Source organism: Labrys sp. 22185 (assembly GCF_052045555.1).
GTDB classification, from domain to species: Bacteria; Pseudomonadota; Alphaproteobacteria; order Rhizobiales; family Labraceae; genus Labrys; species Labrys neptuniae.
In genome coordinates, this window is record NZ_JBQEPH010000049.1 from 1 (window position 1) to 22,831 (window position 22,831).

The 22,831-nt window shown below is 54.4% G+C and carries 16 protein-coding genes and 6 pseudogenes; 9 read left to right on the top strand and 13 right to left on the bottom strand.

What is annotated here, in order from left to right; all coding sequences use genetic code 11:
* Both ACTJKX_RS35370 and ACTJKX_RS35375 read left to right on the top strand, forming a co-directional pair.
* Nucleotides 1-642, top strand: a pseudogene (locus tag ACTJKX_RS35370) (IS5 family transposase); the annotation flags it as partial.
* A 773-nt stretch (nucleotides 643-1,415) separates the two neighbouring features.
* A pseudogene (locus ACTJKX_RS35375) lies at nucleotides 1,416-1,664 on the top strand (transposase); the annotation flags it as partial.
* Nucleotides 1,665-1,855: 191 nt separating this feature from the next.
* Here ACTJKX_RS35375 and ACTJKX_RS35380 read toward each other — a convergent pair.
* From ACTJKX_RS35380 to ACTJKX_RS35440, 13 genes and pseudogenes are all read right to left on the bottom strand, one after another.
* Nucleotides 1,856-2,299: a MucR family transcriptional regulator gene (locus ACTJKX_RS35380; RefSeq protein WP_394315648.1), complete on the bottom strand. Its 444-nt coding sequence runs from the start codon at nucleotides 2,297-2,299 to the stop codon at nucleotides 1,856-1,858.
* A gap of 25 nt (nucleotides 2,300-2,324) precedes the next feature.
* Nucleotides 2,325-3,020: a GcrA family cell cycle regulator gene (locus tag ACTJKX_RS35385; protein WP_440728189.1), complete on the bottom strand. Its 696-nt coding sequence runs from the start codon at nucleotides 3,018-3,020 to the stop codon at nucleotides 2,325-2,327.
* 203 nt (nucleotides 3,021-3,223) lie between these two features.
* Complete coding sequence (locus tag ACTJKX_RS35390) at nucleotides 3,224-3,697, bottom strand: hypothetical protein (RefSeq protein WP_394315650.1); 474 nt, start codon at nucleotides 3,695-3,697, stop codon at nucleotides 3,224-3,226.
* 653 nt (nucleotides 3,698-4,350) lie between these two features.
* Nucleotides 4,351-4,773 (bottom strand): annotated as a pseudogene (locus tag ACTJKX_RS35395) (IS66 family transposase); the annotation flags it as partial.
* Nucleotides 4,774-4,936: 163 nt separating this feature from the next.
* Nucleotides 4,937-5,295, bottom strand: a pseudogene (locus ACTJKX_RS35400) (transposase); the annotation flags it as partial.
* 65 nt (nucleotides 5,296-5,360) lie between these two features.
* Nucleotides 5,361-5,761: pseudogene (locus ACTJKX_RS35405) on the bottom strand (IS110 family transposase); the annotation flags it as partial.
* Nucleotides 5,762-5,776: 15 nt separating this feature from the next.
* Nucleotides 5,777-6,670 carry a glycosyltransferase gene (locus ACTJKX_RS35410; RefSeq protein WP_440728190.1) on the bottom strand — a complete coding sequence of 298 codons (894 nt, stop codon included), beginning with the start codon at nucleotides 6,668-6,670 and terminating at the stop codon, nucleotides 5,777-5,779.
* Between the two features lie 5 nt (nucleotides 6,671-6,675).
* Entirely contained in the window at nucleotides 6,676-7,953 is a 1,278-nt protein-coding gene (locus ACTJKX_RS35415) for a glycosyltransferase (protein ID WP_440728191.1), read from the bottom strand.
* On the bottom strand, nucleotides 7,950-9,953 hold the full coding sequence (locus ACTJKX_RS35420; protein WP_440728192.1) for a hypothetical protein: 2,004 nt from the start codon (nucleotides 9,951-9,953) through the stop codon (nucleotides 7,950-7,952). Before ACTJKX_RS35420 ends, ACTJKX_RS35415 begins: the two co-directional genes overlap by 4 nt.
* Nucleotides 9,946-10,911, bottom strand: coding sequence for a glycosyltransferase (locus ACTJKX_RS35425; protein ID WP_440728193.1), 966 nt, complete (start codon nucleotides 10,909-10,911; stop codon nucleotides 9,946-9,948). Before ACTJKX_RS35425 ends, ACTJKX_RS35420 begins: the two co-directional genes overlap by 8 nt.
* Nucleotides 10,912-10,955: 44 nt before the next feature.
* Nucleotides 10,956-12,035, bottom strand: a complete 1,080-nt coding sequence (locus tag ACTJKX_RS35430; protein WP_440728194.1) for a glycosyltransferase family 2 protein — start codon at nucleotides 12,033-12,035, stop codon at nucleotides 10,956-10,958.
* Nucleotides 12,036-12,120: 85 nt separating this feature from the next.
* Nucleotides 12,121-13,254: a UDP-galactopyranose mutase gene (glf, locus tag ACTJKX_RS35435; protein WP_440728195.1), complete on the bottom strand. Its 1,134-nt coding sequence runs from the start codon at nucleotides 13,252-13,254 to the stop codon at nucleotides 12,121-12,123.
* A gap of 79 nt (nucleotides 13,255-13,333) precedes the next feature.
* Complete coding sequence (locus ACTJKX_RS35440; protein ID WP_440728196.1) at nucleotides 13,334-14,590, bottom strand: glycosyltransferase family 4 protein; 1,257 nt, start codon at nucleotides 14,588-14,590, stop codon at nucleotides 13,334-13,336.
* Between the two features lie 366 nt (nucleotides 14,591-14,956).
* Between ACTJKX_RS35440 and lptE the strand changes: the two genes are divergently transcribed.
* The 7 genes and pseudogenes from lptE to ACTJKX_RS35475 all read left to right on the top strand — a co-directional run.
* On the top strand, nucleotides 14,957-15,493 hold the full coding sequence (gene lptE, locus ACTJKX_RS35445; protein ID WP_440728197.1) for an LPS assembly lipoprotein LptE: 537 nt from the start codon (nucleotides 14,957-14,959) through the stop codon (nucleotides 15,491-15,493).
* A 194-nt stretch (nucleotides 15,494-15,687) separates the two neighbouring features.
* Nucleotides 15,688-17,508 (top strand): ABC transporter ATP-binding protein, encoded by a 1,821-nt coding sequence (locus ACTJKX_RS35450; protein ID WP_440728198.1) that lies wholly within the window; start codon nucleotides 15,688-15,690, stop codon nucleotides 17,506-17,508.
* 20 nt (nucleotides 17,509-17,528) lie between these two features.
* Nucleotides 17,529-18,509, top strand: a complete 981-nt coding sequence (galE, locus tag ACTJKX_RS35455) for a UDP-glucose 4-epimerase GalE (protein WP_440728199.1) — start codon at nucleotides 17,529-17,531, stop codon at nucleotides 18,507-18,509.
* Between the two features lie 1,288 nt (nucleotides 18,510-19,797).
* Nucleotides 19,798-19,930: pseudogene (locus tag ACTJKX_RS35460) on the top strand (IS630 family transposase); the annotation flags it as partial.
* A gap of 162 nt (nucleotides 19,931-20,092) precedes the next feature.
* On the top strand, nucleotides 20,093-20,710 hold the full coding sequence (locus ACTJKX_RS35465; RefSeq protein WP_440728200.1) for a helix-turn-helix domain-containing protein: 618 nt from the start codon (nucleotides 20,093-20,095) through the stop codon (nucleotides 20,708-20,710).
* On the top strand, nucleotides 20,707-21,027 hold the full coding sequence (locus ACTJKX_RS35470) for a hypothetical protein (RefSeq protein ID WP_440728201.1): 321 nt from the start codon (nucleotides 20,707-20,709) through the stop codon (nucleotides 21,025-21,027). The genes ACTJKX_RS35465 and ACTJKX_RS35470 overlap by 4 nt, the downstream gene beginning before the upstream one ends.
* Before the next feature lie 564 nt (nucleotides 21,028-21,591).
* The coding region (locus ACTJKX_RS35475) for a capsule biosynthesis protein (RefSeq protein WP_440728202.1) at nucleotides 21,592-22,831 on the top strand (1,240 nt) is incomplete at its 3' end.

Sequence of the window (22,831 nt, forward strand, 5' to 3'; positions counted from 1 at the left end):
CTGGCGGTTTCGAACGGGTTCGCCCTGGCGGAGGTTCCGGAGCGCTATGGCCCGCCGACCACCTGCTACAACCGGTTTGTGCGCTGGCGCAAAGCCGGAGTAGGGGATCGGCTTCTCCAAGCCGTCTCGGCGGCCTACGATGGTGGCATCGTCATGATCGACTCGACCTGTGTCCGCGTTCATCAGCATGCGGCCACGGGGAAAAAGGGGACGGCGATGATGGCGGCATGGGACGTTGCCGCGGCGGCCTTACGAGCAAAATCCACGCGCTCGTCGACGCCGAAGGGCGCCCGTCAACCTGCGCCTGACCGGCGGACAGGGTGCTGACTGCACCCAGGCCGACGCGCTGACAGACGAACCGGGTGAAGGAGACATCCGCTGGCCGACAAGGGATATGACACCAATGCTATCCGGGCCAGGGCTGCCGCGCGAAAGGCCTGGGCCAATATTCCGCCAAAGACAAACCGCAAGTCCTCCTTCGTGTTCTCGCGCTGGGTCTATCGGCCACGCAATCTCGTGGAACGCTTCTTCAGCAGGATCAAACAGTTCCGAGGCATCGCAACCCGATATGACAAGCGTCCGGAAAATTACCTCGCCGCCGTAAAGCTCGTCGCCGCAAGAATATGGTGCCGGAGTTTATGAGCCGACGCCGTAGGCCAAATCCGAGCGGATTGGGACACTATCAGCGCGTGGGCCTGAGCGAGGAGAAGGAAATGTTCGGTGGCATGCCGCTACGCATCCATATCCCAGCGAGGTCGTGACATCGCCGAGCTCAGCGGGTGCCCACCGATCTATGCGTGCGGGTTTCCGAAGAGGTCGCTCGCGGCTGAGTAGAGCGCCGGGGCAATCCCCGGCCGGTGAGGTTGATGGAATGTCACTTGGAGGAAGTGCACGTCGATGATTGGGATGAAGGAGAATGGAGACCCGGGGCCGTCGACAGAGGGGACTTCGAACTTGGCACCCCGGGTCTCTTGCTTCTGAAATGCGGAGGTTCTGAAGCGAGCGAAACTTACCCCACAAACTCTTTAACACACAACTTGGCAATAGGGACTAGCTATTTATAGAAACCAGTACCTCATCTCGGAGAGTGCGCCTCAAGTGGGCTTTCCAAATCAGGATGCTGGTGATTAAATATGACGAATGCATAAGGCCACCGTTCAAGCCAGAAAGAGCTGAATAGGCTGTGCTGTAGATGGTCGATCGACCTTCGCGCCGTGACCAGCCCGATTTATTCAAGAGGGCCAAGATGAAACGACATCAGTGGAAGAGACACCGTCCATTGCCTCGCCGATTGCTCCTGCCGACATACTGGCCGGGCCGGCTGCCACCGGTAGGCGACGAGGCTTCCCTGCTAGGCTCAGGCCCTATTAATTTGCCTTGAGTTGCGATTCAGGGTGTCTCGGGAGGATGCCGTGTTGGGTGACTTGTTTTTTACTGGGCGAACGTTAGATGGCGCGGATCGAGGAGTATGTCCCCTCTCGCATGGCGTGCCGCGCGTCGACAACCGGTGCGTGGTGAGCGGGATCGTTTACGTGATCCGCAATGGCCTGCAGTGGAAGGACGCGCCGAAGGGCTATGGCCCTCACAAGACGCTCTACAATCGTTTCATCCGCTGGAGCCGGCTCGGCGTCTTCGACCGAATCTTCGCAGGGCTCGCCGGCGAAGGGCCGAGTGACTTTGCAGAGCGACCTTGCCGCCATCCTCGAATCGATCGAGCGTGCCGGAAAATCAGTATACGAGCCCGCAGCTGGACTCGCATTTTAACGGCTGTCAGCTTTGGTCAAAGCTTGCGCGAGATTCAACGACACATAGCCTTTATCATTGAAGTCGGATGCCCGCTCTACCCTGGTGGCTGTCACTCTCTGTGAGTAGAGGGGCTGGTTTTTGATTTGTGGCGCATAGCGCCAAGGCCCATTTGTTTTGCCAGATCAGAACGCTTAGCTGCGTAATTGGGTGCGGCCATGGGATAGTTTTCAGGCAGTCCCCATTTTTGCCGATAGTCCACCGGGCTCAGGCCAAGAGTGCGTAAATGCCGTTTGAGCGATTTGAGCTGACGACCGTCTTCAAGGCAGATGATATATTCTGGTGTAACGGATTCTCTGATCGGAACCGCCGGGATGGGCCGTCGAGCAGCCTTCGCAGGGGGAGGTTGGGTCAACTGATACAGGCTCGTGTGCACTGCCAAGATTAAATCAGCCAGGAAACTGGTGGGCACACGGTTATTGGCGATGTAGGCAGATACGAGATCGGCGGTCAGCCCGACGAGATCCGTCTCGGAGTTTGTTTGCGCTTCGTGCATGGCGTCCCCCAGAAAAGTTCAATGATCAAAGTTGTCTCGTCTTCATATTCATTTCATCCCGCGGCCGGAGACTTCGATGCCGGTGGGAAGGCATTATGGTTTCGGCATCTAGCTTCCGATTGACAACGAGCTCTATGCAAGATGGACACCACGAGAGGCCGCCTTTGACAGACGCACCGCAAACAAACTTGTGCGTCAGCGGCGTGTGAGGTGTATCTGGCCATAGCGGATATCTGCATTGTCCTGGACGCAGGTTCAGGAAGGCAATGCCGTCGCTCCGACCTACTCGCGATGTCTGGTCTAGGCCAGGCGCAATATGATGGATGTCGCTCTGTATCTTGGAAAGTATGGCGCGTGGGTCGGTCATCCTCTTAGATTCCCTGACAAGGGTAGCCGCAATGGCAACCTCGCGCTTAGGGGGAACCGGGACCGCGGCTGCCGCCTTCTTAACCTTCACCGCAGCCGAAGGTGGTCTAAATGAGGATCTGGGAACCGTCACGCCGTTCTTTTTTAAGCGATGCAAGCGCCCGATCACGGAGTTGCGGGAGACCAGACCCATGATCTTCGCGATCTGACCACAGCTCCGGCCCTCTCTCAACAGCTCGATCATCTGAGCGTCCATGGTAGTCGACCATTGCACGCCCCCAGCCCATCTGAAGTTATGGCCTTGCGTAGGATGGGCCGATATCGAGATACGGCCCAATTCAGTCTTGTTCTTCACCCGCAAACAACTCCTAGGTGCATTGTCTCTCTCTCACACTCTCAAGGCCTCGCTCGCCTCCTCGACGAGGGCGGGGAGACATATTCGAGGATTCCTCTGCTATTACTTTTATTTCGCTGCCATTCCGAGGGCGGACATAAGGGACGGTGATCGGCATACATCACCTCACCATCAGGTGTAAGCGCAACAGACAACATCGGGTTTCAAGACTCTCCAATAGAATGACTATCTTGGGGTAAATGAATGTTGGAGAGGGATTTGAGTTGCTTTCGTAAGAGCCGTTCGTATTTGATTCGAAATTTGACCAGTCGTTTCCTCAGATCGATTTCAGCACGTTCCAATTCCGCTATTTCCCGGGCGAGAGATGCAGCCGCGGCACCATCAATGAGTCGACCTAGGACCGCGAGATCATCTTGTTTTGGATTGATCAGGCTGCCATAGCGCCCTCGGATCAGTTCGCCTTTGTGATAGCAATTGCGGCCCTTCTGCCCATTGGTGCAATCGCAATGCACAAGAGGCTCCCCCTCGGCATCGTACACTTCGAGGCGATGGAGGCCTGTGGCATCGCGCGCCCTTATCCAGAACACCAATGGCTCGGCTGAGACCTCATTCCTCGAGAGCGGCGGTGGAAGCGGGATGACAAGAGCATTTGCGGGCTGAGTGTGTAATTTGCTCATACCAATGACCCTGTCTGGGACGACGTTCGCCCTGAGTGTGGAATGGCCCGTCGACCCGGTCTGGCCTCTAAATGCTTTGGTATGGAAACAATGCGATCCTCAAGACCGATCGTTGCTGCGGCGCGCACCAGAGTGCCCTCACCAGCCACAGCCAGTCCCTCACGGCCGGCGACAATATGGAAGAAGGCAACGATGCCGCATAGAGCCCCAATGCGGGGACCGGGCGATACGGATGAAACAGCGTTGATTGTAAGCTGGGTCATGAGGAAGCAGAAAATATAGCGAAAAAGATTATGAATCGCCGGAATGCAAATTCGACCTGATAGCCTTTCAGGGTTTAGGACCCGATTGCAGGGTAGGACAGGTGAATTGAAAACGATTGAGACATGCAAAATTAGCAGTCTGGCTTAATACAGCAAGCTGTCCTTTCGACTCAGTAGGCGATAAAGAAATGTATGATTCTATAAAGCCTTGAGGCTCGCTCTCGCTGGACATCCTTCTACAACAAAGCTCAGGCAAAAAGAACCAATGTCGCGACTGAGGGCACGCGCTCGGTCAAGGGTAGTTCCCTCGTCAAACAACGGGCTCGTGCGAGATAGAGGAGGGCGAGCGGAAAGCGCCTTCGCAGGGAGCTCACCACAGGCCAGCCGAAAGGGCTTGCTCTTGTCCTGCCGAACGGCAAGCCGCTCGGCCGCGCCCAGACCGTTGATCTCGGGCTCTATGGCGAACAAGGCATCGATGCGGTTTACCGCTTCGAGGGCCGCTGGCGAGATCAGCCTGGCTCCTTTGCCGCGACGGGCATTGCGAGCAACATCTGCCAGTTCGAAGAACTTCCGGCGCGCATGGGCGAAGCAGAACGCGGGCGTTGCCGGCATCTGCTTCCTCGTCCGGTCGAATAGCGGATTGAAGCCGTTGTAACAATCGGCTTGGAGGATGCGGCTGAAGTCGGCTAGATGACTTTGAGGGTGCTCGCCGCGCCGGTCGCTGGAGACGTAGTAGACCGTAGCCGGCGGCGCAGGCCTAGCGAATGGCCGATCGTCACGCATGTAAACCCATATTCGCCCGGTCGTGGATCTAAAGCTTCCGTAAACTGATAGTTCCTATAGCCAGGTTGCTGGAACGATAATGCATGGGTTAGGAACCATTCGCCTTCACTCCCAGACTGGAATGTCGAAGCAGAGACCCGAGCCTCCATCTCCTCTGCAACCCCAACTCTCGGGTCTCTTTCTTTTTCGTTCCAACGCGCCGAACCGAAATGCCGGCAAGATACGTCTCAATCAGCGCTTCCTCGACAGAACACTCGCGCCGCCGGTAGCGCTCAATGATCGCGTCTCAAACGTTTGGCGGCGCAGCTTTGGAATCTTCAATCTCACTTCCCCGGCAATGGTCTCCAGCGCGCGCTCGTAACTGCCCGCTCGCGTGTCCTGTCGCCCTTCGCCGCGCTCATAGCGACCGGCACCGCAAAGCCGGTCCGCTTCAGCATCCAACAGCGTGTTCAGCGTCTCCTCCACCGTTCTGCGCACCATCTCGCCGAGATGATCACGGATCCGGGCCTCATTGATCTGGATCACCTGACCCGTCGCGTTCCCATCACTCATTCCAGGCTCCTTGCTTTCTACAAGAAGCAGTCAATCCCGAAAGTGCGAAAGATTCCGTACGTTATCCGGCGGTTCGTCTTCACCTGATCGCCGGGCTTCCTTGGGACCAGCGACGGGGCGACCGCCATGCATTCATGGCCGAGCGATCGGATCAGCCGGTGGAGACCCATAGCCGGTCGGCCCGGCCTCATAGCAAAAATGGACCCGATTGAACCGGTGGGCGATCCGCCGGATAGTGCGGCGCATGCTCTGATCGGAGGCAGCGAAACCTAGCCGAAAAAGGGAACTTCTCCCTCCCGGCCGGAATCCGCAATCGCGTTCCTCAGCTTCGCGGCATCGATTCCGACAAATGCTTCCCTATAATCTGCCACGGATTGTCCTTCTGCGATGAGATTGGCTCGGCACGCCCGAGCAACCCTCGGATGCGCGGTGTAGGGCGAGCCACCTCACCGACAGAGGCGGACATACGATCTTACTTATTTTACGGAAATTCAACTGAGGGCTTGAATCTCCTTGCACGCCAAGCAGCTCGCATAATGCGATAGCGTAATTTCCAGGGGGTTTTTGCCAGTTTCATGGATTTCCATATGCCTCTGACAAACTTTTTATAGCCGCGCTTACCGTAATGATGCCTCATGAATGAAGCTTGATTTCGGATGCCATATTCAAATTTCCAAAGACTCTTCTCATTTAACTGATTTATCTCTGCTGAGTAGTTATCTGCAGTGCGATGTTCAACAAAGCTATCCATAACGAAATAGCCGCGACGAGCGCGAGAGAGACGGAAGGTGTACTCGCAATCGTCGAACCAGATGAAGTATTGCCTCAATGGGAGGCCGTGCTCCGCGACAGAGTGGCGTGTTATTAGCAGAGAAACAAAAGAGTTGTAGTTACTGGGTATATATGGCCAACCATTTTTCATATCATCGAGCCACGCATGGTCAATGGCAGGAGTATTCATGCGAGCGGAATTTCCGTCCCGCCATCGTACATTTGAGCCATAGAAACCAGGAGCGATACTGCCGGGCTCGCTGGTTAGGCGCTCGCGAGCAAGCAAAAGTTTCTCTAGCGCTGTCGAGCTCGCAATGGCATCGTCGTCCAGCAGCCAAAAAAGATCATATCCAAGGTTATAGGCTTCTTTGATGCCAGCGTGAAAGCCGCCGGCTCCACCGATATTACGCGGCAAGATAAGACTGCGGACTTTCGGATTTATCATTTTCGCCTCTTCAATAACGGCGAGAGAATTATCAGTGGAGGCGTTGTCGACAACGAGAATATCACAGTGTATAGTTTGGTGTTGGATAGCCTCTAAGGAAAATTTAAGAAGATAAGCTCTATTATAACTGACAACTACGGCACATATTTTTTCGTGCATTATGGCTATGGCCTGTCTGGATCGTGTTGGTTATAAATTGCGGTTGCCGGTGCCTTTCGGCCGGCTTCTTTCCGCAACAGTTGCTGATAAAACGCCTCATGGGAAGTCTCGAACAGATCAAGAGAAAATGAACGCTCGGTCTTTTCTCTGGCGCTTCGTCCCATTCCAGGCAATTGGCCTCTCTCGAAAGCATCTATGCCGAAGTCCATAAGCCCCTTAATATCGCCAGGCTGGCATATCATGCCGCAGTCGGAATCAACCTGTTCCGAAATGCCGCCAGTATCAAATGCGAGTACGGGCGTCCCGCAAGCCATGGCCTCTAATATGACCAATGGAAAATTGTCTGCATGGGATGGAATCAAGGCAGCATCGACGCTGCGATAGATAGAGGCTAGTTCGCTGCGATCCTGAATCCGTCCCGCAAAGATCGTCGTTAGAGGTCCATCTTGCTTTACGCCGGCAGGCCTCGCGCCCCCCACGATCACGAGGCGGAGTTTCTTGCCGCGTACTGCAAGAAGGGACCGAATCTCATGCTGATATAGGCCACCTTTACGGACATCGTTCACCATATTGGCAACGAATAGCAAAGTCAGCATGGAAGGATCGGCCGGAACCATGAAATGTCGTTCGCCATCGGGATGAAAGGCCTTCGTGTCGACGCCGTTATAGATGATGGTGGCCGAGGCCCCGGGGAGTACACGCTGTAACTGGCTGCGGATCCATTCGCTAGGAGCAATGAGGTGGAGGCGGTCCTGTGCTAAAATGCGTCGACGGCTTTTTACAAGCGTTGAAGTGCGATCCTTCTTAGTTGTAAGTGGCCATTCGCATAGTTGTGGGCAGGTTCCGCATTCATCGAGCCAGTGGTTGCAGCCAAGTGGATAGATACAGCCTCCTGTAAATGGTGACATATCATGCAATGTCCAGACAACAGTTCGATGTAAACTTAGTTGTTCGAGCATACTTGGCGAAAAAACAGAGGAAATATCGTGTGCATGAACAATATCAGCCCGCCTAATCTCGGCATTAAGTCCAATGATCTCGAAAGGAAAGTGATCAACATAACCTCGACGAGTTGCGCGCTTCTTAAGGGAGCGATATAGCTTAATATTCTTCTCAATAATGGGTTGATAAGGAATGTCTCCACCGAGTTCGATTGTTTCTCCGATAAAACGGCGCGCTTCGAAGGTCGTCTTTTTAACGAGCGAGAAATAGAGATCATCGGCCACGCGGCTAGCACCGCCGGCATGGCCTCCACCTCGACTGATCAAGGCAACTTTATTCAATGGTGATCTTCTTTGTTTTTGTTGCAGAAGAAGGGATGATACCATTTTGGTCGTTTTCCATGATAAGCTTTAAAGCCCGCCTGCCACATGCTATTCTTCAACGCTTTCTTGTAGGCTCGCCGGCTTGGCCCCGTAGGACGATCGATCATTTTATCGGCCATGATTGCACCTATATTGGCGATCCATGATAAGTCGAGAAATGCACCCGCATCTCCTCGGCTTGGGTATTGAATTAATTCTCGAACGCTATTTACAAGCATAAGGCGGTTCGCGAACTTTCCATCGGGATAGGTCTGTCGGTAATCCTGGACGAAGGACAAAGCGCCTCGCTGGGTCCGTTCCGCGCTCGCGGTCGAGGCTTGCGTTGCCGGGCCAACTTTCTCGTACACGGGGAGCCATTGGTCGCCTTCCTTGCGGACGTCCACAACACTCGGGTGTGATCCCGCAAATAGTATTTCCAAGAGCCAGAGACAGGGAATTATATCATTAAAGATTTCGTCAGGAAAATTCATTGAAAAGGCAAACGTATCGGCTGGCAACACGGATTTATATACCCGATCATCGAATATATAACCAAAATATAGGCCAATAAAAGCAATGTTTCTATTCTGCATCAACGTCATAATACTTCTTTGCAGATTGCCCCTCCACCCAATATCGAACAGACCTATCCGTTTGGAGCCTGCTATGCAGTCGTCGTAATATGATCGAATGCGTTCGAGATTTTCTTGATTTGTGTGGAATTGGCGTTCCATGGCTCGGTCGAGCAAGCTGCACAGCCGTTCTTTCACTCCAGGATCGCCGAGCTTTTGAGACGGTGAGAATTCTTCGCGTATCCTGCCGAGATTGACGGTCGAGCCGTCGACGGCATCGATCAGGGCGTGTGCAGAAACATCGGATCTATCCATATGCCCATAATGGCGTAACATCTCGTTGGCGCTTACCTGGCCGGTAGCGTAGACGAGCATTCTTCTGGAAGCGAATGTATAGTGGACTTTGTCCGAGAGCTCGGGATAGAGAATCGCAAAGGCCTTGCTGACAATTTCACCGTCGCGGGCAAGAAAAAGGATTCGGTCCAATGAGTCATCGCGAAGTTTGGATGCCATCCAATACGAGAGACCCACGAGTAATGGCCCTAACATTGCGTAGGATATAAAATCTAGATGATTGTTCGATGAGCAAGCCGGGCCATTAAGCTTGGCGTCGGCTTGTCGATGGAGATAGTGAGCAGCTGCCACAGAAGTAAGTGAAGCGTGCCGACCTATCGCCGAATGCGCCGCTGAATCTCCGGAAAGCTCGATACTCTTGGGTATCAATAATGATTTGATGCCGCGTCTTGTCGGCGTGTGATAATCGACAGTCTCATTGTCTCCCACATGGAGAATTTCGGACCGGTCCACATTCATTCGCAGGGGAAGCCAATCGAACAGCGTCTTTCCGCCCTTAGTTGCACCGATGTCTCCTGAGACTAAGAGCAAATCATAACCCTGATAACCTTCTCGTGAAAGTATTTCTGAAATAAAAGCTTTTGGAAGATACATATCAGAAGTCAGTATAATCTTCTTTTTATATCGCTTGGCGGCGTCAAATAGGATTTTCCCGAGAGGGTATTGATGCAGAAATTGACTCTCAAGGGACAGTTCAAGTTCAAGAACCTGATGACGTATCGCACGTAGCTTCGGAAGCATCGTGGAGAGGACATCGTAAATCTCGTTAATACCGCAATCTTCTCTACCTGAGAGGTGCGCTTGACGAATGGCCAAGTGTGAGGATAGCCGTCGTGCATCGACAAATCGGTGACCCCAAGAAGCGCAACCAGGCCACTGTTCTATTTCACTCTGCATCAACCAGAATAGATGCTCCGGTTGCATGATATTACGCCGCAAGAGTGTATCGAAAACATCAAATGAAATAACCTTGTATTTCTCTTCTGCGAGCTCACGCAGTAGAACCTTAGTGGTTTGACGGCCCGAGGGGAAAGGCGATTTCTCTTTATACATGGCGTGCGTGTTTCTGAATTTGGCGTTTTGAGGGCCTCGATGGGGCGCTATCGTCTCCTACATACTCTGCATCCGGTGAGAATCTGATGCCCTTTGCTGCTGCGTAGATTAACTTCCAACGCCATTCCCAGCTCAAGTTTGATCTTAAAGTTTGGAAAGTAATTCTCTTCAGATTCTTTATAAATTTTCGAAAACCGTATTCCCTATACGTAAAAGAAGATTTATTGCGATTGCCAAATTCGTATTTCCAGGCGTTTCTTTCAATAATTGGAGAGGTTTCTGGCGCGGTATTTTCGCTGGTTTTATGTATTACGATACTATTCAATGCGATCGCACCATTTCCATCGCGTGAAATTCGGTAAGTATATTCACTGTCATCAAACCATATGAAGTACTCCTTCAAAGGCAGGCCATGCTTCTCGACGACCTTCCTGGCGATGAGCAGTGAGACGAAGGACGCGTGGCGAACGGGAAGATATGGCCTTCGTGCCTGGGCGTAATCCAGCCAAGAGGGCGCGAGAACGGGAACATTGATCTTGCATGGCGAGCCGTCGACCCATCTGACATTCGAGCATACGAAGGACGGGTTTCGGCCGGTGATCGTACTTATGTCCTCATGTGCTGCCACCAAGGCTCCCAATGCATCGGCGCCGGCAATTGTGTCGTCATCCATGAGCCAGAAGCCGCCATATCCCATTCGCCAGGCTTCCTTCAGCCCTTCATGGAAGCCGCCGGCCCCGCCAATGTTTTGGGTGAGAAATTTTGCAGCGAGGTTTGGATTTACAGCCTGAGCCTCTTTGATGATTTGAACTGTGTCCGCTCCTGAGGCGTTGTCGATGATTAGAATATCACACGGCAAAGTCTGCCGAGTTACGCTCTCTATGGTTTCCCTTAAAAGCGTAGGACGATTGTGGCTGACAATGATGGCACATATACCTGTAATCGTGTTGCGGCTCACGGCGAGGAACTCGAAGTGCGCATTGTGTGGTCATCCATTTGAGCTCAGCGTCTATGGTCGACGGAATAGTCCGTATTCATTAGGCGGGCGGCCATGATCCCGTCGGGCGCTCGACTCGCCCTCAGTCGAAGCAGGCACCCCATAGTGGATAATGTGGACGGCCAATCGCGAGTTGCGACGGCGCACCGGAAGGCCCTTTTTAGAATTCGGGCCCGACTCCGTCGGCCTTCACCCAGCAGGCCGAAACTGGCGAGTTGAGGCATGATAGACACGTCCTTAGTCTTTATAGCAGCCCCAGCTCTCATGGCATTGATTGCCCGGTAAGCGCGAGCCAGATCCTGGACAATCGCCGGAGCGCCGTTGAATGCAGGGTCAGCGGGATCATAATCAGGCGCGTGGCTGTATCCCGCCAAAGGGTCGCCATTGCCCTTGCGCCGCTCAACCGAGCAGAGTAGCGCTAGATCGCGAGAAAAGCTTTGCCGCAGCTTGTTGCTTTCGCCGGTCTGCGCGTCGTGCAGCCGATAACGGAGGTAAGTTTCAGGCAGATTGGTTATCCGCCCGCGTTCTGCGACACGAAGCCAAAGGTCGTAGTCTTCCGATGCCTGGAACGCCGAACGATAGCCGTCAAATGCTAAAATAGTGTCCCTTCGCATCATCACCGAGGGATGACTGACCACGCAGCGACCTGCAAACAGGGCATTTGCCACGGACTGGCTAGTGTCTGGATAGGACGTTTGATTAGCCAGTGGCAGGCCTCGAGCATCTATATAGGTCATCTGCGTTCCAACGACATCGATCCCGGGATTGTCGGTGAGGAAACGAGCCTGGGCTTCCAGGCGGCCGGGTAGGGACAGATCGTCGGCATCCATGCGCGCCACGAATGGCGTTGTCGCCAGCCTGAGGCCGTAATTAAGTGCCGCGACCAGGCCTAACGGAGGCCGGCGAACTACAAGCACTTTGTTGTTCTCGTTCATTCCACCGGCGATCGCGGCAGAGTCGTCAGTCGATCCATCATCAATGACGATGATTCTGCCAATCGCCGACGAATCATGTTGTAAGCTGCGGATGGCCTCCGCAATCCAAGTGGCCCCATTCCGGACAGGCATGATCACGTCGACCTGCATCGCTCCTATCCCGCGCCAACGCCAAGGATGAACAAAGCGCTGTCCCGCCAGCCACGCCGGTGTCTGGCCCACGATGAATATCCCATCACAGGCTTGGACCGATCGATTTGGTGAAGATAGCGAGGGCATGACCCACTGCTTGATCCATATTGTAATAGCGATAGTCGCCAAGCCGTCCTGCGAATTGAATATTGGGAGCCTCACGGGCCGCGAATTGAATGTAGCGGCGATGAAGGTTTTGATTGTCATCCTGAGGAATGGGATAATAGGGCGTCGTAAGTCCAGGCCGATGGGCCTGGGGGTATTCGACGACAACAGTCGTCGCTTCGCTCCATTGGCCGGTCAGATGGGCCATCTCGGTAATACGCGTAAAGGCCTGGCTGCTCGGATAGTTCACCGTGCCGACCGATTGATGGCGCGATTGGCGCAATGTCGCGAAGTCGAAGCGCAGGCTTCGATAGGGAAGGTGCCCTAACTCGTAGCTGAAAAATTCGTCCACGGCGCCCGTATGAACCGCGTTTCCGAACGAGATCTGTGAGGCAACCTGCTCGTAATCAGTGTCAAGCGCCAAGGTGATATTCGAATGCGACGTCAAGCGCTCGAAAAGGCGCGTATAACCCTCCAAAGGCATTTTCTGGAAAGAATCGGCAAAATAGCGGTCGTCGTACGAAATATTGACTGGCACTCGCGCCGTAACGGACGGTGACAATTGCTCTGGTGCTAGCCCCCATTGTTTGGTGGTATATCCATGAAACACATTTTGATAGATAAAGTCCGCCAGATCCCGAATACCTGCATGCTCGGACTCCCTCATCCTTAGGATGGGTACCTTTTGTCCAAATCCATAGCTGTTCACCAGCAAATCTCGCAGTTTTTCCGCTTCAGCCGATGAAAACAGAATTTCGATACCTGTAAGATTAAAGGGGATTGGTATGAGTCTGTCCTCAATGATCGCTACCACACGGTGCTCGTAAGGACGCCAATTGGTGAACAGGCTGAGATAGTCCACGACCTGTTGGGAATTGGTATGAAAGATATGTGGGCCATACTGGTGAAAAAGATGGCCGTGTTCGTTCAAGCAGTCATATGCGTTGCCGCCGAGGTGTTTGCGGCGATCGATGAGTAGAACGCGCTTATCTGCCCGTGAGGCGAGGCGCTCGGCAAGCACGGCCCCAGTGAAGCCTGCGCCAACGATAAGCCAGTCATAATGCTTCTTCACGTTGGGGAACCGGTTCCAGAAAGAGTTGTCGGATAAGTTGGGAAACGAGCCCCAATCGCGTCGCCTGCCACCATCTGGCTCATCGATTACCTAGCGAGGGTGGATCGACATGGCTTAGATGCGAGCGACCGGCAGAGACCGACGAACAGAATTTGTCTAAGCGGGCTGCGATCACATCGATGTCGAAAAGCCTACAGACCCTCTCGGTGCCACCTTTCGCCAACGCCTGTCGCGCGTCGTCATCATTCATAAGAAACTTCAAAGCTTGAGCTATTGACCGCGGATTTGCCGGATCAATATACAGCGCCTGGTCTCCGCTGATCGATCGTAAGCCACCCGTACCCGAGGAAATGACAGCAGCTCCGCCGGCGTGAGCTTCCAGACAGGTTCGACCAAAAGGTTCGGCCCATTTGGACGGCACTATCGCGATGGCAGCCCGCTCGAATAAGCGCTTGACTTCCGCAAAGGGGCGATTGAGTCGAAGGCTAACTTGCCTGCCCAACGGCTCTAAGAGGCGCTTAATGCTCTTGTGATAGTCAGGATGAACAGCTTCCTCGGATAGCACGAAATCTGCACGCCATTCCGGCTTTTCGGCTAAAACAGTTGCGACTGCAGCCGCGGCTTCGGCAATTCCCTTTTCCGGTGCTGCTCGCCCGACAATCAATATGCTGTTGTCTCGGTCGGGATGTGCTTGCCACAGACGCTTGTCGAAACCGTTGCTGATGACCTCACGAGGCACCTGCACATCGGGCCAATGGCTCTCGAAATGTGAGACCAATACGTCGCTGACGAACGTGATACCGCCGAGGGCATTCAGTTTTGCGATTTTTGAGCGATATCTGTAGCGCGAAAACACGTTATCGTCGGCCGGTCTTTCGAGAAAGTTATGCCTTTGCAGGATGACAGGTTGTTGTACCAGTGAGGTTATGTGCACGGCGGAAGGAATATGTTGCTGCACCGAAACAATAGTGGGATCGAGTTCGGCGATCTTTCTGGCAATGAAGCGCGATCTCCGAGTCGTTCTTGCATAATTGTAGCATGGTATTTCGATCAACCGCGGCGCCGGCAGCGGGTCAGCGATCTCCTCGGCTATCACGACGCTTGGTTGCCGGCTGTATGCGACAAGCTCACACACATAAAGGTCGATGGAAGTAGCCCGACTTTGTGAAAAGCGCATCCCGCGAGGAAGTACGTGGCAGATGAGATCCGGCTGGTTGGCGCGCGCTCCAATCCGACCAGATAACTCCTGCTCAGGCCTCTCGAATTCAGTCGTTGCCGTTTGATGCCTCGCCAACTCGATGCTCAACTCGGATTGACGGGCTTGGAGCCCAGACATGCGCGCCTCCTTCGCCCTATCGAACGTGAGATCTGTCCAGCTTTGGTAGCGATATTCCCCAAAGTCCCGGCAGCAGGAAGCCTACCTTCTAAGCGAATTGTATCAATATATCAACCGACATATACCTTAATGTTATTCAATATTTGGATTAAATATTTACATAAATAAGTTTATATGTTTTAAACATTTTTCGTTATTTATATAGTGAAATAAATACATTATTACTCGCGGTGAGAATCTTGTGTGCGGGATCCCGCATGCTGGTGGCCCACGTCATTCGAAAAAATTCATGCCCGAGACTATGTCCTACGAGGGTAAGAATATCGAGAGTAATCCAACGATGAAAGTATGATAATGCTCTGTAATATGCGCAAAATCGTAAATGTTGCTCGCCTAGCGATGGGGATTTTAATTGTATTGACGTTGGCCTCATGTTTTCGTCCGATGTACGCCCAGTCCGACGTAAATGAAGGATCTGGAATTCGAGAGGCCTTAGCCTCGGTTTCTATTGAAGCATCGGGAGATAGGGTTGGGCAGCAGATCACCAATAACTTGTCGTTCCGTTTAACGGGTGGAAATGAGGCGCCGGTAGCAAAATATCGACTCTCTGTTGCGGCCCATTCGCTATCGGGTACGGCTCTTGTCGACGGATTGAATTCTACCCCAACAATCGACACCGCCACGTTTGCCTGCGATTTCACGCTCGTCGATATCGAGAGCAACAAGATCCTGCTCAAAGCGCAGGTATTCGCGCGTAAATCCTACAACTTTAGCTTCCAACGGTATGCAAATATTCGCGGGCAGCGTGGTGCCGAGAACGCCGTGGCGCGGGAGCTCGCTGATCAAATTCAGATCAGACTAGCCACCTTTTTTGCCAGTCACCACGTTTCAACAACAGGATGATCATCTAACCACGAAATGTCGAACCTAGGGACTAAAATATTGAAATACGTGCAGAATGCGGATGGATTAATAATTTGCGCTATAAAGGTATAGAGATTTGGCGGCAGCAATATTAATCCGGGGGTACTATGGAGCAGTATCACCAAGGCATTGCAGTGGAAGCTGTTTTCATGACGGATTGAGATGGAGGGACGTTGATAAAGCGCGACCAAGACAGCAAACCGACAACGCTCGGTCGATTGCGGACCAAATTTCGGCAGCTGCAGGTTTCGTTAAACGGTGGCATCGCTATGTTTAGCCGCCTTGTCCAGGGGCGAGATATCCTCCCCAATTCAGCGGGTATGTTGTCACTTAGTTGGCAGTTGCTGAAAGAGCAGGGGAGGTTGCATATACGCGGCTATACGCTCGCCTTCATCTTTATGGCGGTGTCGGCTGTGGCAACTTCCTTAACGGCTTGGTTGATGCGTGATGTCATTAACAAGGTATTCATCGATAAGAGTATCACCACGATGTGGCTCGTCTCGGGCGCGGTGGTGCTTGCCTATGCGACGAAGGGCTTAGCTGGTTATGGCCAGGATGTCACACTTGCAAAGGTCGGCAATCGTATCGTGGCCTCGATTCAAGAGCGGATGTTCCAACATCTCCTGTCCAAGGATGTCGCCTATTTTGCCGGGCGGCATTCCACGGAATTCATTGCTCAGCAATCGTTCATGGCCAATTCCGCTCGCAACGCATTGAACATGATGGTGACAGTCGTTGGACGCGATTTGCTCACCTTGATCGGCTTGATCGCCGTAATGCTCATTCAAGACCCGTTGATGTCGATTGGCGCTTTCGTGTTCATGCCTTTCGCATTCCTGGGGGTTCGCAAGCTTGTCAAGCGATCCAAGAAAATCATGCTGCATGAATTTGCAAGCAATTCCGTTATCATGGAGACGGTTCAGGAAACCGCACAGGGTATTCGAGTCGTCAAATCGTTCAATCTGAATACCTTCATGCTTGAGCGTATGCGGCAAGCCATTCGTGCCTTTGAGACGGCCTCGACGCGCCTGGCTGGCGTAAGTGCTCGCTCCAGTCCGATCATGGAGACTTTGGGAGGCTTCACGGTTGCTGTTGTGATCCTATACGGAGGCTGGAGGGTTATTCACGAGGGGCAGACACCCGGAGCTTTCTTTTCATTCATCACTGCCTTCTTGTTGGCTTACGAACCTGCAAAAAGACTCGCAAAATTCAACGTTGATCTGAGCGCTGCTCTTGTCGGGGTGCGCATGATGTTCGAATTCCTGCGCTCCGCAAGTACCGAGCCTACAATAGATCTCCGTCCGGACTTGGTTGTGTCCGCCGGTAAGGTGAAACTCAAGAACGTTACCTTTCATTATCGCGACAATATAAATGTTCTGCAGGACTTCGACTTTGTCGCGGAGGCAGGAAAAAGCACGGCACTTATCGGACCTTCCGGCAGCGGCAAATCAACCATTTTCAGCCTGCTGCAAGGCTTTTATCGCGTGCAGGAAGGGATCATCGAGATCGATGATCAAGATATTTCATGCGTCAATCTCACCTCATTGCGACAAGCTATTGCCGTGGTGTCGCAAGATGCCTTTTTATTCAAAGGTTCCATTCGGCAGAACATCCGTTATGGGCGCCTGGACGCTAGCGACGAGGAAATTGTGGCTGCCGCAAGAGCCGCCCACGCGCATGAGTTCATCGAAAAGCTTGATGGGAGTTACGACGCTCATGTCGGCGAACACGGCAATGCGTTATCAGGGGGGCAACGTCAGCGAATTGCGATCGCACGGGCCATTTTGAAGAACGCACCCATTATCTTGTTGGATGAGGCAACCTCAGCACTCGACCTTGAGTCTGAGCAATCTGTGCAGGCAGGACTGCGGAATCTGGCGCGGGGTCGGACTCTTATCCTCATTGCCCACCGCCGGGAAAGCTACGCTCACGCCGATAGGGTCGTTCATATCGAGAAGGGTAATATTTTGAAGTTCGAAATCTGCGAACATTGATCCGAAATATGGGAACCAACATGACTCGTGTTCTGGTAACGGGTGGCGCCGGCTATATCGGCAGCCACGCCTGCAAGGCCCTGGCCCTGGCAGGTTACGACCCCGTCGTCGTCGACAATCTCTCCCTGGGCCATGCCGATGCGGTCAAATGGGGCCCGCTGGAAGTCGGCGACATCCGCAACAGCGCCTTTCTCAACAAGGTGATCACCCACTACAAGCCCGAAGCGGTGATGCATTTCGCGGCCAGCTCCACGGTGGGTGAATCGGTCACCGATCCCGCCAAATACTATTCCAACAATGTCGTGGGCTCGCTGACCCTGCTTGAGGCCGTGCGCCAGAACGAGATCGAGACCTTCATCCTGTCCTCGACCTGCGCGACCTATGGCGTTCCCACCTGCCTGCCGATCCTGGAGAACGCCCCGCGCAACCCGATCAGCCCCTATGGCGCGACCAAGCTGGCGGTCGAGCATGCCCTGGCCGACTACGGCACCGCCTATGGCTTGAAATGGGCGGCGATGCGCTATTTCAACGCCGCCGGGGCCGATCTTGATGGCGAGCTGGGCGAGCGCCATGAGCCGGAAACCCATGTCATCCCGCTCGCCATCCAGGCCGCCCTCAGCCATCGGCCCATCTTCAACGTGCTGGGCCGGGACTATCCCACGCCCGACGGTTCGGCCGTGCGCGACTATGTGCATGTCGCCGACATCGCCGACGCTCATGTGCGGGCGATCGACTATCTCAAGGCCGGCGGCGAAAGCTCGGCCTTCAATCTCGGCACCGGCATCGGCACCTCGGTGATCGAGATCCTCGAGGCGGTGCAGCGCTGCACCGGCCGCAAGCTCGACATCCGCTTCCAGCCGCGGCGGCCCGGCGATCCCGCCAGTCTCTACGCTGCCGCCACCAAAGCCGCCGAATTGCTGGGCTGGCATCCCCAGCACCGCGGGATCGACACCATCGTGGGCAGCGCGGTTTCCTGGTTCCGGCACAATCTGGCCGCCTGAGGCAAAAGCGAGAAGCGTAGGCTGTGGCGCGAGCTCGGACTGGGTCTTCTCTTTCAGGGTCCCGATCGGGCTAGATGTTTAATCCCAGAGTTTGATGGTGCAATCTTTTCACAGGAGTGGAAGGAGGCATTATGGGGCAAGTTATTCACGGCAGCGCCCGCAGCCCGGATAGGGGTACACCTCCAGCGAGGCATACAATTGACCATAACTTTCGCGAGCACGAATTTCTGAGCCACGTAGAATATCAGACAGTGGCCGGCCACCTCACCAGACGACGATGTTTCGCAAGGCTGCATGTCCATCTCATCGGCTGGGTGGCTCGCTCTACACTGACGTTGGAGGGTTGCGCAAGCGAGCTGATCCTCGCCACAGGAGGAAAGGAAAGCCGTTGCACATGATAGGGAAGCATTTATCGGAATCGACGTCGCTAGGCTGAAGAACGTCATTGCGATTTCGGATTCAGGCCGGAACTACTAATCGCCGGGTACATCTGATCGATCAACGCCCATCCGCGATCCATGGGGTCATTTGGCAAGCATAGGCAATCACGGGGGCGCAGCCGTGCCCCAGCGGCATGAGACTTCCATCGAGATGGATCATCGGCAACAAACAAGTAGCGAAATCCCGTCAAATAAGCCGGATTTATCGCGGGAAGATTGATGATATATTCCCTAAAGGAATCGCGCGCGGGATGCTCGTGAAATGTACCGTAAATATGCCTGTAGGAATGTTGTTGGCTGGAAAATATGATACGAACGGATTGTTATTACAGAACGTTGTTGTGTATATAGCAAAGGATCTGATGGATGGCCGAGATAATCCCCTCAAAGACCTCCTCTAGCTCTATGCGCGGTGAACCGAAGCGGCTGAGATCGAGCAAGACCTTACCGGTGTCGCAACTAGTCCGCCCCCAGTCGTAAGCCTCGATATCGGTTCTGACGCGCCGGAAGCACTGCCCAAGGAAACAGCACTGCCGCATGCTGGATCATATACATGCTCGCGGAACTGCGGATTGGACGTCTCAACAACGACTTCGACTTCCTGATGCGAGCTGAAGTACTGAATCGAGGCCAATATGTAAAGAATATTTATGGATATTGTTCGAGCTCCTTTGATGACTTCCGATTTCGAAGTAGAAATTTAGATTAGAATAAGTATTTTTGCTTAATGTCGAAATACTTCTGTCTGCATTGGGGCTCGCTGATCTTATTTTTATCTCACCTACGGGGGCATTACCCGGTGGCGGGGGTTGCTGCTTTGGCGACTTGCAGGGGGGCATGTCGAGCAGAGTCGCCGGTTTTTGTCGCTTACCGCCGTGCTGGATGGGAGGGCGGTTAACGCGGCACGGATTGGCGGGATGGATCGACAGACGCTGCCGGATTGGGTCCTTTCTTTCAACGCTCGCTCCGGACGGCTTGAAAGGCATCGGCTTGAAAGGCAACGCTTTTTTCAACGATCCAGCCGACACCCGGAGGGCAATGGGAGTTTTGCAGACCCCTGCCACCCGACAAGCTTGTGCGCCAGCAGACGCTGGTTGGTGACAATATCCACAAACTGACGAAGGCTAGAAAGGAGCCGGCACGATGACCGCTCTTACCATCGATCCTGCCGAGATCAAGTTGACCGATCATCGCGCGATCCACCGTCGCCTGATGTCGGGTGAGAAGCGGTCGGTGGCGTTACCGATCATCGTCGCGTCCGTCGTCTCCAACTCTGCCCAAACGGGATTGAGGTTGAAGCCGCAGGCGCTAATGCGATTGCCGCAAGGGTGCCGCGTTGTGGATGATGGGAGCGTCGATGCTGTTTTGCTCTATCGGATGATCCTCGTTCGCAGCACGCCTATAGGCGGCTCGCGCATCCGAATTGCCGACATCGTTACCGCGGTTGCCGCTGCATGGGGTATTTGTCCCTCGGACATTCTCGGCCGCGAGCGCCGGCCGACCGTCCTAGAGCCTCGGGGCGTCGCGCTCGCGCTCTCCCATTGCCTGACCTCGAGGTCTCTCACGCAAATTGGGCGTCGTTTCAATGGGCGTCATCATACATCAGTGCTTCACCATGTTCGGAAGCTGGCCCCGACCGTCGCGGCGATCGCGGCGAGACTCGGCCCCGATGCTTCACTCGAGCGCTGGGTCCGCGCTATGCATGAGGTCTGCGACAGCCGGCGCGATAACCAATCTCTCTTCGAAATGGAGAATTCGTGATAACGCCTTCTCAAGCTGAATTGCTGCGTGCCGCCTATCTTTCGGGCCAGATCAGCGAGGCTCAATGGCAAGCACACATTGTCGCAGGCGATGTTGCCGACGCTAGCCCCGGCGACCAACCTGTCAAGCCCACTGCCGTCTCATCCGATGAGCTGCGTTTGACCGCCCGGCTCCTCGCGGATGAGGTCGGCCATATCCGCGAGGTCTTTGGTGCGCCGGGAGATCGTGGATACCACACCCGCGAAGGCCAGGCGCTCAGCAATCTCTATATGGCTTGGACGAACATTCTGCCGCTTCTATATGGGGAGAGCGCGTGAGATGACGCGCATTTGCATCACCACCCTCCTGGGACAATCCCCATCAGCCTCAGAACATCGATCCTTAACGGAATAGCGGGCGTGAGGGCGACGATTTCCGTAACTCTCCGAACGGGCGCAGAACTTTGCCTACAGTCGAGCCTGATCCTGGGTGGCAAGGCTAAGGGCGGCGGATCATTGCCGCCTGCTCACCACGTACCTGATCGCCACTTTATCAGCGGCCCGGGCTTGCCAATCTTGCCATAATCTCGACGGGCCATCGTCGATGAGTGCACAGAGGTCATAGTATGAACTAGCCAGACGATCAGAAGTCGATCCTGAATACCACGGATGAGGCCCCAAAGACGCCGACCCCAGCGTAAATCCGCGTGCCCACGGCTATGCGGCTAGAATCTCAAGGTTCTTGCGGGTATCCAGCTGTTACAGGTGCCGTCCGGTACCGAGCGTCTAAAACATTCATGAATGGCTAGTTCCTATAGGCAAGTTGCTGCGACTGTGACGTGCGGGTTAAGACCATCTTGCTTTCACTCCAGACTGGAAGTGTGAATTAATATCGGATTGCCTATGCCGCGTCCCAAGTTCATTGTGCTGCTCCAGGGACCGGTCGGCCCCTTTTTTTCCGACCTTGCGCAATCGCTCCTGGCGCGTGGCGACAGAGTCCTCAAGATTAATTTCAATCTCGGCGACCGCATCTATTCGAGGCGGATTCCGTTTGTCATGTTTTCCGACAGCCTGTCGGCCTGGCGGGGCTGGTTCTCGCAGTTTCTGCTTGGTCAGAAGCCGGACAAGGTGATCCTGTTCGGCGATCAGCGTCCCTATCACCAGGTGGCGGTGGCGCTGTGCCGGGAGCTCGGCATCGATGTGTGGTGCCTGGAGGAAGGGTATCTACGACCCGATTACGTGACCGCCGAACGCGAGGGCAACAATGCGGCGTCCCTGCTGCCGCGGGTCCTGTCGGCCTATGATCGCAACAAGGCGGCCCCTGTCGAGGCGCCGGTGACGATCCCCGCCGCCAGCTTCAAGCCCATGGCCTGGTGGGCTTTCAAATATTACCTGGCGATGTCGGCCGGCAGCGTGGTGTTTCGGCAATATTCCCATCATCGCGAGCGCTCCTTGTTGGGAGAGGCGATGCTCTGGAGCCGCAACGCCATGCGCAAATACACCGATCGCTGGACCAATGCGAAGAAGATCATCGACCTCGTCGACAATTTCGACCGCAAATATTTCGTCGCCGCCCTGCAGGTGCATGATGACCTGCAATTGAGGGTCCACGGCGCAGGCTGGACCATGGAGCGCATGATCGAGGCCACGATCCGCTCCTTTGCCAAGCACGCCCCGCCCGGCACCCGCCTTGCCTTCAAGGCCCATCCGCTCGACCGCGGGCATCGGCCCTATCACCGCTTCGTGGCGCAGCTCGCCAAGCTGGCGGGTGTGGCCGATCGAGTGTCCTTGATCGACGACGGGCCGACCGGGCTGTTGATCCGGCATGCCCGCGGCATGATCACGGTCAACAGCACCACGGGAATTCTGGCGTTGCAGCGCAATTGCCCGGTCTTCGTGCTGGGGAATGCACATTATGCCATTGACGGCCTTGTCGCCCATGGTGGCGAAGACAGGCTGAAACAGTTCTGGAGCGCGCCCTTCCTGCCCAACGCGGCCGCGAGGGACGCCTTCGTCAGTCACATGGTGGCGGAGACGCAGATCAACGGCTCCTATTATCTGAGCCGTTACTTTGACCTGACCATCCGCAACCTGATCGGCCGCATCGACGACAATGTGGTGGAATTGCCGAAGAAGGCGCCTG